Below are 16,946 nucleotides of genomic sequence, written 5' to 3'. Positions count from 1 at the left end.
CGAAATGTCAGCCCTAAGAGAATCGCTCGGATTCCTCACAAGCCGTCTCCGCCAAGTTGGCATTTTCGTTGCCCTGATCCTGATCGTCCTCCTGTTCCAGGGACTGACCGGCGGGATCCTGCTTGAGCCGCAGAATGTCACCAACCTGGTGGTCCAGAACAGTTACATCCTCATCCTGGCCATCGGCATGGTGATGGTGATCATCGCAGGCCACATCGACCTGTCCGTCGGCTCCGTGGCAGGGTTCATCGGCGCTGTCGCCGGCGTCATGATCGTGCACTGGGGCTGGCCCTGGTGGGCTGCGATCCCGGCGTGCCTGCTGGTCGGCGCACTCGTCGGGGCCTGGCAGGGATACTGGATCGCCTACGTGGGAATCCCTGCCTTCATCGTCACGCTGGCAGGCATGCTGATCTTCCGCGGCCTGACCCTCATTACCCTGAAGAACCAGCAGATCACGCCGTTCCCGGCTGAGCTGCGGGCCTTGGGCGGAGGGTTCCTCCCGGACATTTCCGGTGGCACGTCAGTACTGGAATGGCTTACGGTCATCCTTGGCGTGGGCGCCACGGTGGCACTCCTGATCCAGGCCCTGAAGGAACGTCGGATCCGCCGGAAGTTCGACCTCGAAAGCGAACCCATGGTCTGGTTCGTCATCAAAACCGCGTTCACGGCCCTGCTCATGCTCATCATCACCTTCCTGCTGGCCTCCTACCGGGGCACGCCGATCGTGCTGGTGGTCCTGGCCGCCCTCGTGATCGCGTACACGGCACTGATGAACAACAGCGTGTTCGGCCGGCACACCTATGCAATCGGCGGCAACCTGCATGCAGCCGAGCTCTCCGGAATCAAGACCAAGGCCGTGACGTTCCGGCTCTTCGTGAACATGGGCGTGCTCGCTGCCTTGGCGGGCCTCGTCTTCACCGCCCGGCTCAACTCGGCCCAGCCGGCAGGCGGAACCGGCTTCGAACTCGATTCGATCGCGGCGGCATTCATTGGCGGTGCGGCCGTCACCGGCGGCATCGGCACTGTTGCCGGGGCCATGATCGGCGGACTCATCATGGGTGTGCTCAACAATGGCATGTCCATCCTGGGCCTGGGCACGGACTACCAGCAGCTCATCAAGGGCCTGGTGCTCTTGGTCGCCGTCGGTTTCGACATCTTCAACAAGAACCGGAGCGGGGGCGGCAGCGACCTTGGGAAACGGTTCAGGTTGAAGACCACTCCCCCGCCCGCGGAGGAGAAACTGACGCCGGTTGCCAGCGAAACGGTGGAGGCAGGCGCCAAGTAGTACCGGCTTCGGCCACCTGGCGGACAGTTTCCTTGAAGGCTCCTGGCCCTGGTCCCATGCGGTCCACGGCCAGGGGCCTTCGCTGCGTGTGGCCGGCTGCGCGCCGCGTGCCTGGTCAGGGCGCGGCCGCCAGGCCCGTCCCGGCATCGGCAGGCGCGCGACGCCGCCTGCTCAGCAGGATGAATGGCGCCGCCAGCAGCTGCACGGCGCCGCTCATTGCCAGGGATGCAGGGTAACCGTAAAGGTCCGCTGCCCTGCCGAGCAGCGGCTGCACCACCACCCCGCCGCTCGAGCCCATGAGCGAGGCAAAGCTGAGGACGGTGGCCCGCTGCTTGGAAGCGATCATGTCATTGAGGTAAGCCTGGCGGACCGGGGTGCCGGCGGAGGCCACCACGGCCCAGAGGGCCAGGAGCACCAGCGCCAGCCAAAAGACGTGGGTTGCCAGCAGCACCACCAGGACCACCGAGCTGATGATGTTGGAGCCGATCAGTACGGTGGTGCGCCGGTGGACCAGCTTCCGCACCAGCGGTGCCAGCCAGCCGCCCACAATGTCGGCCCCGGCCACGATGGCCGCGGCCAGGCCCGCGATGGCGTAGGCCCTTGGATCGCCGAAGAGCTGCAGGAGGTAGGGCTGGAGGGCGTAGAAGACGTAGAAGCCCACGCCTTCGGTGAAGGGCGCGGCCAGCATCATGTACCTCACGGGCGGATTGCGCAGCCCGCCGTCGAGCGAAGCCTTAAGGACTGCCCGGGTGGCCTGCAACGGGTGCGCCGAACGCTCAGGCGTGAAGCCGACGTCGTGCATGAGAAGGAATGCCACAGCAAACATTGCCACCAGCACCGCGACGCGCAGCAGGAAAGGCACGCCCAAGTTGGTGGCCTGTGCGATCACCCCGCCTGCCACCGAACCGCCCAGCATGGCGATGCCGGAAACCATCTGGCCGCGGCCCAGGACTGCCTCAAGGCTGCCCTCATATTCGGTGAAGTGCAGGGCGTCCACCAACCAGGCCTCCACTGCGCCGGAGAAGAAGGTGAAGCCGAGCCCCAGCAGCGCGGAGACGGCCGCCCACCACCAGAACGGCGCGGACACCTGCCAGAGCAGGTAGTAGAGGAAGGTGGACCCGGCCAGGGTGACGGTCCCCAGCAGGAAGGACACCCGGCGCCCCCAACTGTCCGCGACCACCCCTGTAGGTACTTCGAAGAGCACCATTCCGGCCGTGAAGAAAGCGTTCGCCGCGAAAGCCTCAAAGTTGTTCAGGCCGGCGTCGAGCAGGAAAAGTGTGTTGATGCCCCAGATGAAAGACGCCGCGAGGGTGTTGCCCAGCGTCAACGTCAGGTAGATGTTCTGGATTTTTCGTGCTGCGGCGTTCACGGGCGGCCGGCGTTCCTTGGCGATTTTCCTGCCCGGGCGGGATCAGGAGGGAGTGAAATTCGATGGCACCGGCTCGTGGCGCAGGTAGTGCCGGCGGAACCTGCCGGTGCCGGCGGTCAGGGCTCGCAGTTCCACCGCGTAGCGCAGGAGTTCCTGGTCCGGAACTTCGGCACTGATCTCGGTGAGGCCTTGGCCGGAGGAATTGGTGCCGGTCAGGCGGCCGCGCCGGGCCGACAAGTCGCTCATCACTGTCCCCACATGCTCGTCCGACACGGTAATGGCCACTGCGGACACCGGTTCGAGCAGCTGGATCTTGCCGGCCGCTGCCGCTTCACGGAGCGCCAGGGCTCCTGCCGACTGGAAGGCGGCGTCGGATGAATCCACGCTGTGGGCCTTGCCGCCCACCACGGTCACCCGCAGGTCCACCACGGGGAAGCCTGCAGTGACGCCCCGCTCCATCTGCGCCCGGACGCCCTTCTCGATCGACGGGATGAACGTTCCCGGAATGACGCCACCAACGGTTTTGTCCACGAACTCGAATCCGGCGCCGCGGTCCAGGGGCTCCACCTCGATCTCGCACACGGCGTACTGGCCGTGGCCGCCGGATTGTTTGACGTGGCGGCCGTGGCCTGTGGCGGGGGCCGCGAAGGTTTCCCGCAGGGGCGTCACCACGTCAACGGTGTGGAGTTTCACGCCTTGCTCGCGCAGCCTGTCGAGCACCACCTCCGCGTGCGCCTCACCCATGCACCACAGCACCAGTTGGTGCGTTTCGGCGTTCCGGTCCACCCGCAGGGTGGGATCGCCCGCCGCGATCCGGCCGAGGCTGCGGGCCAGTGCGTCCTCGTCACTGCGGGAGTCCGCTACCACGGCAACCGGCAGCAGCGGCTCGGGCATTTCCCAAGTGGCGAGCAGCAGCGGGGTGTCCCGCGCGGAAATGGTGTCTCCGGTCTCGGCGCTCCCCAGTTTGGCCAGGGCGCACAGGTCCCCTGCCACGCAGTAGGGGACGGGGCGCAGGCTTGCACCCAACGGCGAATAGATGTGGGTTACGCGTTCGTCTGTGTCGTGGTCCTGGTGGCCCCGGTCGGCCAGGCCGTGGCCGCCAACGTGGACGGGTGAATCTTCACGCAGGGTCCCGGAGAAGACACGGACCAGGCAGATGCGGCCCAGGAAGGGATCGTTGGATGTCCGTACCACCTCCGCGGCAAGCGGACCTGACGGGTCGCAGGAGAGGGTTCCGGCCGGCGCTCCTGCGAGGTCGGTCAGGTCCGGCAGGCTGCGCTCCCCCGGCGGCGGGAAAGCGCGGACCAGCAGCTCCAGCAGCTCGGCGGTGCCGAGTCCTGTGACAGCGGACGTGGGCAGCACGGGAAAGAATGAGCCGCGGGCGACGGCGGTTTCCAGGTCGGTTGCGAGCGCTGCGGGCTCGACGTCCCCACCGTCCAGGTAGCGGTCCATGAGTGTCTCGTCTTCGCTTTCGGCGATGATTCCCTCGATAAGGGTGCCGCGGGCCGGACCGGCCGCCGCGAGCTCGGCAGGGTCGGCGGGGCGGGTTGCAGGCGAGGTGTCACCGGACGAGTAGTCGGTGACCTCGCCGGAGAGCAGGCCAAGCAACCCGGCGCCGTTGCCGTCCCCCTGCAGTGGCATGCACAGCGGCAGGACGCCGTCGCCGAACGCTTGTTGGCAGGCTGCCAGGGTCCGCTCATAATCTGCGCGCGGATGATCCATCCGGGTGATCACGACGGCGCGCGGCAGCCTCACGTGTTCGCACTCGGCCCACAGCGCGGTGGTGGTGGCATCGATGCCGTCCACCGCGGAGACCACGAACAGGGCAGCATCGGAGGCGCGCAGCCCGGCCCGCAACTCCCCGATGAAGTCCGGGTAGCCCGGGGTGTCCATCAGGTTCACTTTGACGTCGTCCACCATCAGCGGCACCAGGGACAGCGTGACCGACCGCTGCTGGTGCACGGCCGCTGGGTCGGAATCGCTGACCGTTGTTCCGTCCACGATGGAGCCTTTGCGGGTGATCATGCCGTTGGCAGCGAGCAGCGCCTCAATCAGCATCGTCTTTCCGGCGCCGGAGTGCCCTACCAGGGCCACGTTGCGGATTTGCCCGGGGTCCGAGGCGGCGATGCCGGCGTTTTGATCGGCGCGACGGGCATCGGGGCCGTTCTTGCCGGCCGCCGCCCGCACTGACTCCTTGGTGCTCTTCACCGACATGGGAACCTCCTGGCATCATTCCCGGCCGGACCGGACGTACCCTCTGATTCGACACCTTGGGCGGCGGGACGGCAAGGGTGCAGGCTATTTGCTGCGGGCTTTGCGGGTTGCCTTGGTGTTTGCCTTTTGGAGTGCCTCCACCAGTTGGCCCTTGTCCATCGTCGAGCGGCCCTTGACGTCCAGTTCCTTGGCCAGTTGATAGAGGTGCGCCTTGGAGGCGTTGGCGTCCACGCCACCGGCAGTGGGTTCAGGTGAGCGGCCGCCCTGTTCGGCGTGTTTGTCCGATGGACCGCGTTTTTCCTTGGGTTCCCAGTGGTCCCCCACCTTTTCGTAGCCGTGTTTCAGGGACGCGTAGGCCGTGCGGGCCGCCCGCTCCTCGTCGTCGCCATAGGACTCAAGGGCCGAATCGTAGGTCTTGGCGAACGTGTCTTGGGCCTTTTGCCCCGACCGCTGCAACGTCGAAGGGATTTCGTCCTTGCGGGCGTGGTCGTTCTTGCCTGTCTTGGGCATGGCACCCATCCTCCTGGTAGTCAGCATGCTGAGCATTGGGATGGGTCCAGCTTAGTCCGGGGACAGCAAAAGGCCCCGGCGCGGGTTCGTGGAACCGCACGCCGGGGCCGTCGCACCGGAGCCCCCTGTCGGATTCGAACCGACGACCCCCGCTTTACAAGAGCGGTGCTCTGGCCAACTGAGCTAAGGAGGCGTGGCCCCTTGGGGCCCGCGCCGTCAAGGCGCTAGATAAGGTTAGCCCAACTCCCGCCGGGGGTAAAAACGCCGCTCACGCTGGCGCCGGACGCGGAAAGGGCCCGCCCCGCATACGTTCCGGAACGGGCCCTTTCGCGGGGTCCTGGCCTTTAGCCCTTGGCGGTGATTGCTGCCTGCAGGAAGTCCGGGAACGGGGTCTGGGCGCTGTCTCCCTTACCCCACTGCTTGCCGTCAACGAAGACGGTGGGCGTCCCGCTGACCCCGATGGCCGAGGCTTCCTTCGTTACATACTTCACGTAAGGGCGGTAAGTCTTGTCATCAACACAGGAACCGATGTTGGCCCCCATGTCGGAGGCAATCTTCTTCAAGTCGTTGTCCGAGAGGCCCGCACTGCCTTCAGCGGGCTGCTGGGCGTACAGGGCGTTAAAGTAGTCGGCGTATTTCTCCGGAGCCGTATTGGCCACGCACGCTGCCGCGTTGGCCGCCCGGGACGAGTAGTTGGTGGAGGAGCGGCTGTCCAGGAAGCCCAGCGGCCGGTACTCGACGGTAATCTTGCCGTCGTTGCGCAGGGACGTGAGCTGGTCGTTGTACTGCGTTTCGAAGTTCTTGCAGATGGGGCAGATGAAGTCGACGTAGAGGACCACCTTGACCGGCTTGCCGGCTTCGGCCTCCGCACCCGGTGCAACTACCTCTGCCGGCGGAGTCTTCGGTGCATCGCCCACGGAGTTGGCGTCCACCGTTGCAGGGTCGCTCTTGGCCACATCCGAGTTGGCAAGCAGGGTAACGCCGCCATGGATGTTGGCGTTGGCCGGCGTGGGCCCCTGGTCCGCAACCGGGGCGTTCTGCTTCAGGCTGCTGGTGACCACCAGGGCCACCACCACCAGGATGGCCACCACAGCCGCGACAATTCCCCAGCCGATCAGCAGCTTGTTGCGCTTGTCCTTTTTTACCTGTGCTTCCCGGATCAGGCGCGCCTTTTCCCGCGCCTCCGCGGTTCGCTCAGCCTTGGACTTACGTACTTCGTTTGCGGGGCTCATGAATTCCTTGGGTCGGTCGACGAAGGGGGACCACTGGGTGGCACCCCTACATTTTAGGGGAGAAAACTTAGAGCTTGCGGTTTCAACCATTCCTCCGGGTTGACCAACGGACGAATGGCTCCGATGATTCCGTCCGACTAGTGTGGCTTAGAGGCACAAGCAACCCCAGGGGGCCGCAATGCAAACACCCGTCCAGGAAAAACCCGCCGGCACGGCGGAAGCCGCAGGCACCGATTCCGGCCATGCCGCGCACACGAAGTACGACTTCATGGTGGTCTCGAACAGGCTGCCGGTTGACCGGGTGGCCGACGGCGGTGACGACGGCTCAGGCTGGCGCCGTTCGCCCGGCGGCCTGGTGACTGCGCTGGCGCCGATGATGACCAAGACGGACGGAGCATGGGTCGGCTGGCACGGCGCTCCTGACGAGACGGTCGAGCCGTTCAGCCACGGCGGCATGGACCTTGTTCCGGTCCAGCTCAGCACCGATGACGTGGAGCTGTACTACGAAGGGTTCTCCAACGCCAGTCTTTGGCCGCTGTACCACGATGTCATCGCCCCGCCGGAGTTCCACCGAACCTGGTGGGACGCCTACCGCAGGGTTAATCGCCGGTTCGCCGACGCAGTGGTGCGCCACGCGGACCAGGGTGCCACCGTGTGGGTGCAGGACTACCAGTTGCAGCTGGTCCCCCGGTTGCTCCGTGAAGCACGCCCGGACCTGCGGATCGGCTTCTTCAACCACATTCCGTTCCCGCCGCCGGAGATCTTTGCCCAGCTCCCCTGGCGCCAAGCCATCATCGACGGGCTGCTGGGCGCGGACCTGGTGGGCTTCCAGCGGCCCAGCGACGCGGGAAACTTTATGCGCTCGGCCCGCCGTTTCCTCGGTGCCAGCGTCAAGCAGCAGCAGGTACACGTCAAAGGCCAGGACGGCCAAATCACCCACATCGCCAGGGCGCAGGCCTTCCCCATCTCCATCGATGTCAAGCAGATCACCGAGCTGGCGGCCAGGCCGGAAATCATTGAGCGGGCCCGGCAGATCCGGCAGGACCTGGGCAACCCCAAGACCATCCTGCTGGGAGTGGACCGCCTGGATTACACCAAGGGCATCCGCCACCGCCTGAAGGCGTTCGAGGAGCTCCTGGCGGACGGCCGGCTCACGGTGGGCGATGCAACCCTCATCCAGGTTGCCTCCCCCAGCCGGGAGCGCGTGGAACAGTACCGGCTCCTGCGCGAGGAAGTGGAAGGCACGGTCGGCCACATCAACGGCACCTACGACACCCTGGAGAACACCGCGGTCCGCTACCTGCACCACAGCTACCCGGTGGAGGAGATGGTGGCGCTTTACCTGGCCGCGGACGTCATGCTGGTCACCGCGCTGCGCGACGGAATGAACCTGGTGGCCAAGGAATACGTAACGGCCCGGAACAACAACGACGGCGCACTGGTCCTGAGCGAATTCGCCGGAGCGGCCGACCAGCTGAAGCAAGCGCTGCTGATCAATCCGCACGATATCGCCGGCCTCAAGAACACCATCATGACCGCCGTGGAGCTCACCCCGAGGGAAGCCTCGCGCCGCATGCGGGCCATGCGCAAGCAGATCCTGGACCACGACGTGGACCACTGGTCAGCGGACTTCCTGCGCGCCCTGAACGAAAAGGTGGTCCGCGATGACTCCTGACGGCCACCGCACCAAGCGGCCGCTGACACTGGCCCCCGAGCTGCGGGAGGCCCTGCGACGGATCGCCGACACCGGGCAGCTGCTGGTGGCCATGGATTTCGACGGCACCATGGCACCCATCGTGGACAGCGCGCATGACGCGAGGCCGCTCCCGCGCTCGGCAGCAGCCTTCGCGGGCCTGGCGGTGCTTCCACGAACGACGACGGCACTCATCTCCGGCCGCGCCCTCGCCAGCCTCCGGGAGGTTGCGTCCCCGCCGGTGGATACCCTCCTGATCGGAAGCCACGGCGCCGAAGCGTGGCTGGGCCCCGGTTCCACGGAGTTGGCACTGGAGGAGGACCAGAAAGCGCTTCTGGCCGAGGTTCGGTCGGTGCTGGCTGAGATCGTGGCCGAGGCTCCCGGAACTTCCCTTGAAGACAAGCCCGCCGGGGTGGTCCTCCACACCCGCCAGGCTGACGACGATGTCGCCGAGGACGCCGTTGCGGCCGCCCGCGCGTCGCTGCAGGACCGCAAGGGGGTGTTCCTGAAGGAGGGCAAGCGTGTCCTGGAGACCTCGGTGGTCCACGCGTCCAAGGGCGAAGGCATCGCCTTCCTCCGGCAGGCCACCGGCGCCACCGCCGTCCTGTTCGCCGGGGACGACGTGACGGACGAGGACGCATTCGGCCGGTTGGAGCCGGGCGACGTGGGGGTCAAGGTGGGCTTTGATTTCACCCAGGCCCAGTACCGGGTGGAATCACCCGTGCACATCGCCGAACTGTTGGAGGTGCTGTTGCAGGAGCGGAGCATCAGGGTGGCCGAGGAAGATCCTGAGGCCGCCTCCGACTAGGAAAGTGACCAACACCGCAAGTGACCTTTGTAACATTTCCGCAAAAAGAAGCCCGATCTGGCATACTCTTTGTGTGATGTGGCGCACAAAAACCGTGCGGCGTCATTGAGCGCTCCGGGGAACGTCCCGGAGCACTTTGCTGGAACACAACTGAATAAACATGAACCATTCACAATGGATCGTCCGGCACGTACCTGCCGGTGAAGGGATTGATAACTGTGGCTACAGTTACTTTTGATAACGCTACGCGTCTGTACCCGGGCACAGATAAGCCCGCCGTCGATAAGCTCAACATCGACATCGCCGATGGCGAATTCCTGGTCCTCGTTGGACCCTCCGGTTGCGGTAAGTCCACCTCGCTGCGCATGCTCGCAGGCCTCGAGGACGTCAACGCAGGCCGCATCCTCATTGGTGACCGCGACGTCACCGATGTGCCGCCGAAGGACCGCGACATCGCGATGGTCTTCCAGAACTACGCGCTGTACCCGCACATGACTGTGGCTGACAACATGGGCTTCGCCCTCAAGATCGCCGGCGTCTCCAAGGAAGAGCGCGCTGAGCGCGTCCGTGAAGCCGCCAAGCTCCTTGACCTCGAGCAGTACCTGGACCGCAAGCCGAAGGCTCTCTCCGGTGGCCAGCGCCAGCGCGTTGCCATGGGTCGTGCAATCGTCCGTAACCCGCAGGTCTTCCTGATGGATGAGCCGCTGTCCAACCTGGATGCGAAGCTCCGTGTCCAGACCCGCACCCAGATCGCATCGCTGACCCGCCGCCTGGGCGTCACCACCGTCTACGTGACCCACGACCAGGTCGAGGCCATGACCATGGGCGACCGCGTGGCAGTGTTGAAGGACGGCCTGCTGCAGCAGGTTGACACCCCGCGCAACCTCTACGACCGCCCCAAGAACGTCTTCGTTGCGGGCTTCATCGGCTCCCCTGCCATGAACCTGCTGGAGCTCCCGGTTGTCGACGGCGGCGTGCAGTTCGGCGGCACCGTTTACCCCGTGCCGCGCGACGTCCTCGAAGGAGCGCACGGCTCCACGGTCACCCTTGGTTCCCGTCCCGAAGACCTTGAAACCGCACCGCACGGTGAGGGCCTGAAGGTTGAGGTCGACGTCGTCGAAGAACTCGGCGCAGACGCCTACGTCTACGGACACACCACGCTTGACGGCAAGGACCACGACATCGTGGCCCGCGTCGACGGCCGCCGTCCCCCGATGAAGGGCGAGGTCATCTACGTCCGCCCGCAGTCCGGCCACGTGCACCTGTTCGACACGAAGACCGGCCTGCGCCTGGGCGACTGATCCCCGGCGCCGGTGGTTGAGCCTCGCTCAATCCCTGCCTGACCGACGGCGGCCCGCACCCTTTCACCACGGTGCGGGCCGCCGTTGGGCTTTAACGAAGAATTATCGTCCTTGCCCCGCGTACGGGAGAATTGACCCATGACCGAGGAAAACAGCGCCCAGTGGCACGACGAACCCACCGACTACGCGCAGATCGGCAAACTGCCGCGGTTCGTGGCGGCCAGCGCCGATGACAACAAGGCGGCCTCGGTGGCGTCGTCGCTGAACATCACGGCCGCGGCGGCGGACCCTGAGCTGCTGGACCTGCCGTGGCATATCGCCCTGGAGGAATGGCCCGCCCAGTACCTGGCAGCGCTTCCCCGCGGGATCTCCCGGCATATCGTGCGCTTCGCCCACCTCGGCGGCTCGGTCATCGCCATCAAGGAGACGTCAGAGCACGTGGCGCGCCACGAATACCACATGCTCCGCAAACTGGCCCGGCTGGACGTCCCCTGCGTGGAGCCCGTGGCCGTGATTACCGGACGCACCACCCCGGACGGCCGCCCGCTCAACCCGGTCCTGGTGACGCGCCACCTGAAGTTTTCCATGCCGTACCGCGCGCTGTTCTCCCAGATGCTGCGCAAGGACACGCTGACCCGCCTCATCGACGCCCAGGCCCTCCTGATGGTGCGGCTGCACCTCATCGGCTTTTACTGGGGCGATGTCTCGCTGTCCAATACGCTGTTCCGCCGTGATGCCGGCGCTTTCGCCGCGTACCTGGTGGATGCTGAAACCGGCGAGCTTTACCCGGACCTGTCCACCGGCCAGCGCGAATACGACCTTGAGATAGCCCGGGTGAACATCGCCGGCGAGCTGATGGACCTGCTCGATGGCGGGCTGATCGAGGAGAAGGTGGACCCGGTGGCCACCAGTGAGCTGATCATGGACAGCTACCGGCGGCTGTGGGCGGAGCTGACCGAGAAGGAATCTTTCGAGCTCGGCGAACGCTGGCGGGTGGGGGCCCGCATCCGGCGCCTGAACGAACTCGGCTTCGACGTCGAGGAGTACGCCATCAAGACCACGCAGAACGGCGCCACCATCCAGCTGCAGCCCAAAGTGGTCGACGCCGGGCATCACCAGCGCCGGCTGCTGCGGCTTACCGGCCTGGACGCCCAGGAGAACCAGGCCCGCCGGCTCCTCAATGACATGGACTCCTTCCGGGCGGACAACAATCCGGAGATGGACGAGGAATACAGCGCCCACCTGTGGGTCAGCCAGATCTTCGAGCCCATTGTCCGCTCCATCCCGCGCGATCTCTCCGGCAAGCTGGAGCACGCCGAGGTGGTCCATGAAGTCCTGGAACACCGCTGGTACATGTCGGAAAAGCAGGAACGCCACATCCCGCTGGCCGAGGCCGTGCAGTCCTACATCGACTCGATCCTCCGGCACCGGCGGGACGAGGCAGCGATCATGCTCAACCCGGACACCGAGCTGTTGAAGATCCTTGAGGTGGAAAACGAGGAGTCCCGCTATGGTGCGGATGGGTCCGACGACGAATACCCGGACTCGGACGACTAAGCCCTAGATTGCCTTGCCGGGGTTCAGGATTCCCGCAGGATCGAACAGTTCCTTGATCCTGCGCTGAAGATCCCGGACTGGCTCCGGCTGTTCCAGGCCCAGCCAGCGCAGTTTGTACTGGCCTATGCCGTGCTCCCCGGTGATGGTGCCGCCCATGGCCAACGCCGCCGTGATGGACTCGTCCAGGGCAGCCTGGAGGCGTTCCATGGCACCGGCGTCAACACTGCCACCGTGCCGGTCGATCCAGAAGGTGGGATGCAGGTTTCCGTCGCCTGCGTGTGCCACCACTTTGAGGTGCACCTGCTGCGCGGCGGCCATGCCCTCCAGCGCGGCGACGTAGTCCACCAGGCGGGAGCGCGGGACGGCCACGTCTTCGCCGACGCGGTACTCGTCGTCCACCTCCGTACCGCGGCTGTGCCGTCGGAGCTCTACCAGCCGCTCAGCTTCGGCGCTGGCCTCTGTGGTGACCGTGGCTCCGCCGTCGCGCAGGACCTGCCGCACCACCGCAGCTTCGGCGGCTGCCCCAAACCCGTCGGTCTGGACCAGCAGCAGCGATCTCCCGCGGGCGGTGAGGTCGGACCCATGGATGTCGTCGAGCTGGGCCAGCGTACCGCCGTCGAGCAGTTCCATGATGGCGGGCTGGACGCGGGCTCTTCCCACGGCCAGGACGCCGGCGGCGGCAAGCCTGAAGTCCGGGTAGAAGGCGGCGACGGTGTGCGTTTCCCGGGGCAGGTACTTCAGCCGCACCGTGATTCCGACGACGATCCCCAGGGTGCCTTCGGATCCCACGAAGAGTCCGGTGAGGTCGTAGCCGGCCACGCCTTTGAAGGTCTGGTGGCCTGTGTGGACCAGGGACCCGTCAGCCAGCACGACGTCCAGGGCCAGGACCGAGTCCCTGGTGACCCCATACTTGGCGCACCGCAGGCCGCCGGCGTTCGTGGCCACGTTTCCGCCGATAGTGGAGCTGCGGAAACTCGCGGGGTCCGGGGCGTACATGAGGCCATGCACCGCGGCGGCCTCATTGAGGACGGCGTTCACGACGCCGGGCTCCACCACAGCCGTTTCGTCGTCCGGGTTCAGGGCGAGGATCCGGTCCATCCGCTCCAGCGAGAGGACAATGCAGTTCCGGGTTGCGTGGGCACCGCCGGACACCCCCGTCCCGGCGCCGCGCGGTACGATCGCCACTCCCCCGGCTGAGCAGGCCCGCACCACCGCCTGGACATCTGCCACCGACTCAGGGAATACGACGGCGAGCGGAAGCTGGAAGTCGATGACGGGCGCCTGGTCGATGGCGTAGCGGTGAAGCGCGGCCTCGCCACGGTCCACCCGTCCCGGCCCCAGCCTGGCCTCGATTTCATCAACGATGCTTCCCACAAAGCCCTCCACCCGTCGTCGGACACGTCCACCAAGTCTAGTTTCCGTCGGCCGGGAACCCGCGGCAGCTTCTACTCTGCAATCGCTTCCATAATCTCCGGTGTTACGCGCCACCAGGCTCTTGAACAGGCCATATACCGGGGATGGAAGCGTTTTCAGTTAATTCGTCTGCGGCGGCTATGCTTTCTTCATGTCTGTCGAAACTGTGACCCAGGACACTGCGAGCGTTGCCGGCCCTTTGACGCTCATCCACGCCGCTGACGCCATCCCCGGCTGGTGGCGGTCCGCCGTGATCTACCAGGTCTATCCTCGTTCGTTCCGTGATCTGAACGGCGACGGTGTGGGGGACCTGGCGGGGATCACTGAGGAGCTGCCGCATCTGGCGGACCTGGGCGTCGACGCCGTCTGGCTCTCGCCCTTCTACCGGTCACCGCAGCGCGACGCAGGCTACGACGTCAGCGACTACTGCGATGTGGACCCGATCTTCGGCACCCTGGGCGACTTCGACGTCATGATGGCAGAATCCCACCGGCTCGGGCTCCGGGTCATCGTGGACTTGGTACCCAACCACTGCTCGGACCAGCACCCGGCCTTCCAGGCAGCCCTCGCAGCACCCGCCGGGAGCCCCGAACGCGACATGTTCATCTTCCGTGACGGGACCGGCCCGGACGGCCAGGAGCCACCGAACAACTGGCAATCACACTTCGGCGGTCCTGCGTGGACGCGCGTGGCAGGACCAGACGGCGCGCCGGGCCAGTGGTACCTGCACCTCTTCGACTCCTCCCAGCCCGACTTCAACTGGGACAACCCGGCGGTCCATGCAGAATTCGAGCGGGTACTTCGGTTCTGGCTGGACCGCGGCGTCTCCGGCTTCCGGGTGGACGTGGCCCACGCCCTGGTCAAGGCACCGGGCCTCCCCGCTTGGGGTGGCCGCGCCGACGGCGGCAGCAGCGACGGCTTTCCGGGGCATGAGGCACCCATGTTCGGCCAACCCGCCATCCATGACATTTACCGGACGTGGCGGCGGATCCTGGACGAATACGGCCCGGACCGGATCCTGTGCGCCGAGGCGAGCGTGGACCTCCACCGCCTGGCCCACTGGGTCAGGCCGGACGAGATGCACCAGGCGTTCAACTTCCCCTACCTCCACGCCGGACTGGATGTCTACCGGCTGAGGTCGGTCATCACGGACTCGCTGACAGTCCTTGACGGCGTAGGCGCTCCGAGCACGTGGGTGCTCTCAAACCACGACGTGGTCCGGCATGCCAGCCGGTTTGGCTACAACGGCCACGGCCCGCGTGACGGCGACGGCATCGGTACCAGCGACCCCCAGCCGGACGAGGACCTCGGCCGGCGCCGCGCAGCGGCCGCTTCGCTGTTCATGCTGGGGCTGCCCGGTGCTGCTTACCTCTACCAGGGAGAAGAGCTGGGGCTGCCTGACGGCATCGACATCCCTGGCCACCTGCGGCAGGACCCGACGTTTGCCCGGACCGGGGGCCAGCGCCTGGGCCGCGACGGCTGCCGGGTGCCGCTGCCCTGGCGGGCCGACGACCGGCACCTTGGATTCGGCTCCGGGAGCGATCCCTGGCTGCCCATTCCCGCGTCCTTCGCGGAACTCGCCCGTGACGTCCAGGCGGAATCACCGTCGTCGCACCTGGCCCTGTACCGTGAAGCCCTGGCCCGGCGGCGGGAACTGGACCTGGGCCGGGGATCCCTGTCCTGGGCCGAGCACTGGTGCACCGGATCCGCCCTCGGGTACGTGAACGGCACTACGCTGGTGCTTATGAACCTGAACCATGAGCCACTGGAGATGCCGGACGGCCACGTACTCCTTCGCAGCCTGCCGGGATCCGAGGGCCATGCCCTCGCATCCGGGGAGACTGCCTGGTTGCAGCTTGGACCTGACGCCACGGCAGACTGACGTTGGCGGGCATCAAAGAAGTTGCCATGCGTGCCGGGCTGTCGGTGGCCACCGTTTCGCGGGCGCTGAGCGGCAAGTCCAATGTGTCGTCGAAAAGCCGTCGCCTGGCGCAGGAGGCAGCCAGGGAGCTCGGATTCGTTCCGTCCTACCACGCATCAAGCCTGGCATCGGGGCGCAACAGCAACATTGGGCTGGTGGTGCCCAACGTCCAGCGCTGGTATTTCTCCTCAGTACTGGAAGGAGTCTCGGAAACCCTCCTGGATGCCGGGTACGACCTCACCCTGTACAACGTGGGCGAGCAACCTGAGCGGCGCAGCAGCATCCTGAACGATTTCCTGCTGCGCAAGCGCCTGGACGCGGTGATCGCAGTCGCGTTGGTCCTTCGCGAGGATGAGATCGGCCAACTCCTCGCCGTGCATCGACCCATTGTGGGCATCGGGGGTGTCCTGCGGGGCGCCTCCACCATCCGGATCGATGACGAAGGCCTTGCCAAGGGCGCTACCAGCCATCTGATCCGGCTTGGCCATACCCGGATTGCGCACATCACCGGGGACGCGGGGTTGAACAGGGACTTCAAGCTTCCCAAATTGCGGCAGAAGGGCTTTGCCTCGGCCATGGCTGAGGCAGGACTGCCTGTCCGGGAGGAATGGGTGGTGAACGCGGACTTCACCATCCAAGGCGCCTATGCGGTGGGGCGCCGGCTGCTGGGAACGGCGACAGAGCGGCCGACCGCGGTGTTCGCTGCGTCCGATGAGATGGCCCTGGGCATCATGCTCGCCGCACGCGACTTCGGCTTGCAGATTCCCCAGGACCTCTCTGTCGTGGGCATTGACGGGCACGAACTCAGCGAGACGTTCGGCCTCACCACCATCAAGCAGGATCCGCGCGGGCAAGGCAACCTGGCCGCCGCCACCGCCCTGGCGTTGCTGAACGCAGGCAAAGATTCCGACGGCGGTCAGCCGGCCGCAGCCGTCCAGGACCAGGAATATCCCACAGAGTTCCTGATCCGAACGAGCACCGCAGTACCGCCGGCCGGCAATTAGTCGGCTGCGCCCGGGGCGCCCATGAACCGGGCGTACTTGTCGAGGATCACGGGCCACGCCTGGACGTAGTGCACCCGGACGCCGGCAGGGTCCTCGGCGCCCTCCCAGCCGTCGTGGACCACCCGGACTTCCGTCCCGTCGTCTACCGCGCGGAAGGCCACCAGCAGTTCGGTGGACCACATCGCCGTGGTGCCCGGGTGCCACGTGGCGTGGAAGGACAGCGGCGGCTGCCAGTCATCAAGGGTCCCCCAAATGCTGGACCGTCCGTCGTCGGCAGTCTCGAGGATCAGGTTCTCCTCAAATTCGACGTACGACGATGCCCCATAGACGCCATACGGCTCCAGCGGCCACCACAGGTGGGCGTGGTCGGTGAAACCGGCGAATGCCCGGGCCACGGGTCCGGGAACCACCACTGCGGTGACCACCGGTTCCAGGGAGCCGACGCCGGCATTTGCCTCCGCTTCGAAGGGGTCCTGGGCATGGCTGAAGATGCTGCTCATGGGGAATAACTCTACCCGTGACGCCCCATCACCACCTGCCGGTTCCCCGGGGACGCCCCATCAATTCCTGCCGGGTTCCCCGGGTGTTAGCGGCCATGAAAAACTGCCCATAGGCGGCCACGAAAGTGCCCACTGACGG

At 66.1% G+C, this 16,946-nt stretch carries 13 protein-coding genes and 1 tRNA gene; 7 read left to right on the top strand and 7 right to left on the bottom strand.

Annotated elements, in window-relative coordinates:
* The first annotated feature begins 4 nt into the window (after positions 1 to 4).
* Positions 5 to 1,285 carry a multiple monosaccharide ABC transporter permease gene (mmsB, locus tag QRN53_RS13730; protein ID WP_285244393.1) on the top strand — a complete coding sequence of 427 codons (1,281 nt, stop codon included), beginning with the start codon at positions 5 to 7 and terminating at the stop codon, positions 1,283 to 1,285.
* Between the two features lie 115 nt (positions 1,286 to 1,400).
* Here the strand turns inward: mmsB and QRN53_RS13725 are convergent, their stop codons facing one another.
* The 5 genes from QRN53_RS13725 to QRN53_RS13705 all read right to left on the bottom strand — a co-directional run bounded on the left by QRN53_RS13725 (position 1,401) and on the right by QRN53_RS13705 (position 6,610).
* A complete protein-coding gene (locus QRN53_RS13725) occupies positions 1,401 to 2,654 on the bottom strand; it encodes an MFS transporter (RefSeq protein WP_285244392.1) in 1,254 nt (417 codons plus the stop codon).
* Between the two features lie 42 nt (positions 2,655 to 2,696).
* A complete protein-coding gene (locus QRN53_RS13720; RefSeq protein ID WP_285244391.1) occupies positions 2,697 to 4,868 on the bottom strand; it encodes an elongation factor G-like protein EF-G2 in 2,172 nt (723 codons plus the stop codon).
* 84 nt (positions 4,869 to 4,952) lie between these two features.
* Complete coding sequence (locus tag QRN53_RS13715; protein WP_285244390.1) at positions 4,953 to 5,378, bottom strand: ChaB family protein; 426 nt, start codon at positions 5,376 to 5,378, stop codon at positions 4,953 to 4,955.
* A gap of 119 nt (positions 5,379 to 5,497) precedes the next feature.
* A tRNA-Thr gene (locus QRN53_RS13710) sits at positions 5,498 to 5,571 on the bottom strand.
* A 151-nt stretch (positions 5,572 to 5,722) separates the two neighbouring features.
* Entirely contained in the window at positions 5,723 to 6,610 is an 888-nt protein-coding gene (locus tag QRN53_RS13705) for a DsbA family protein (RefSeq protein WP_285244389.1), read from the bottom strand.
* 178 nt (positions 6,611 to 6,788) lie between these two features.
* On the opposite strand from QRN53_RS13705, the gene QRN53_RS13700 reads away from it, so the two are divergent.
* The 4 genes from QRN53_RS13700 (at position 6,789) to QRN53_RS13685 (ending at position 11,969) form a co-directional block, all read left to right on the top strand.
* Entirely contained in the window at positions 6,789 to 8,285 is a 1,497-nt protein-coding gene (locus QRN53_RS13700; RefSeq protein WP_285244388.1) for an alpha,alpha-trehalose-phosphate synthase (UDP-forming), read from the top strand.
* The gene (gene otsB / locus QRN53_RS13695; protein WP_285244387.1) at positions 8,275 to 9,111 is read left to right on the top strand and encodes a trehalose-phosphatase; all 837 of its coding nucleotides are present in this window, start codon (positions 8,275 to 8,277) and stop codon (positions 9,109 to 9,111) included. Before QRN53_RS13700 ends, otsB begins: the two co-directional genes overlap by 11 nt.
* A gap of 218 nt (positions 9,112 to 9,329) precedes the next feature.
* A complete protein-coding gene (locus QRN53_RS13690; RefSeq protein ID WP_110544020.1) occupies positions 9,330 to 10,412 on the top strand; it encodes an ABC transporter ATP-binding protein in 1,083 nt (360 codons plus the stop codon).
* A 138-nt stretch (positions 10,413 to 10,550) separates the two neighbouring features.
* Positions 10,551 to 11,969, top strand: a complete 1,419-nt coding sequence (locus QRN53_RS13685) for a DUF4032 domain-containing protein (RefSeq protein ID WP_285244386.1) — start codon at positions 10,551 to 10,553, stop codon at positions 11,967 to 11,969.
* A gap of 3 nt (positions 11,970 to 11,972) precedes the next feature.
* Here QRN53_RS13685 and QRN53_RS13680 read toward each other — a convergent pair whose 3' ends face one another.
* Positions 11,973 to 13,343, bottom strand: coding sequence for an FAD-binding oxidoreductase (locus tag QRN53_RS13680; RefSeq protein ID WP_285244385.1), 1,371 nt, complete (start codon positions 13,341 to 13,343; stop codon positions 11,973 to 11,975).
* Positions 13,344 to 13,533: 190 nt separating this feature from the next.
* Here QRN53_RS13680 and QRN53_RS13675 point away from each other — a divergent pair, with 190 nt between their 5' ends.
* Both QRN53_RS13675 and QRN53_RS13670 read left to right on the top strand, forming a co-directional pair.
* Entirely contained in the window at positions 13,534 to 15,264 is a 1,731-nt protein-coding gene (locus tag QRN53_RS13675; protein WP_285244384.1) for a glycoside hydrolase family 13 protein, read from the top strand.
* Positions 15,265 to 15,266: 2 nt separating this feature from the next.
* Positions 15,267 to 16,307: a LacI family DNA-binding transcriptional regulator gene (locus QRN53_RS13670; RefSeq protein ID WP_285244383.1), complete on the top strand. Its 1,041-nt coding sequence runs from the start codon at positions 15,267 to 15,269 to the stop codon at positions 16,305 to 16,307.
* Here QRN53_RS13670 and QRN53_RS13665 read toward each other — a convergent pair.
* Positions 16,304 to 16,807 carry an SRPBCC family protein gene (locus QRN53_RS13665; RefSeq protein WP_285244382.1) on the bottom strand — a complete coding sequence of 168 codons (504 nt, stop codon included), beginning with the start codon at positions 16,805 to 16,807 and terminating at the stop codon, positions 16,304 to 16,306. The genes QRN53_RS13670 and QRN53_RS13665 overlap by 4 nt on opposite strands.
* Positions 16,808 to 16,946: the final 139 nt, after the last annotated feature.

Source organism: Pseudarthrobacter sp. fls2-241-R2A-127 (assembly GCF_030209355.1).
Lineage (GTDB): Bacteria > Actinomycetota > Actinomycetes > Actinomycetales > Micrococcaceae > Arthrobacter.
Note: the sequence above shows the minus strand (reverse complement) of the source record. Positions and strands in the feature narration are given on the sequence as shown.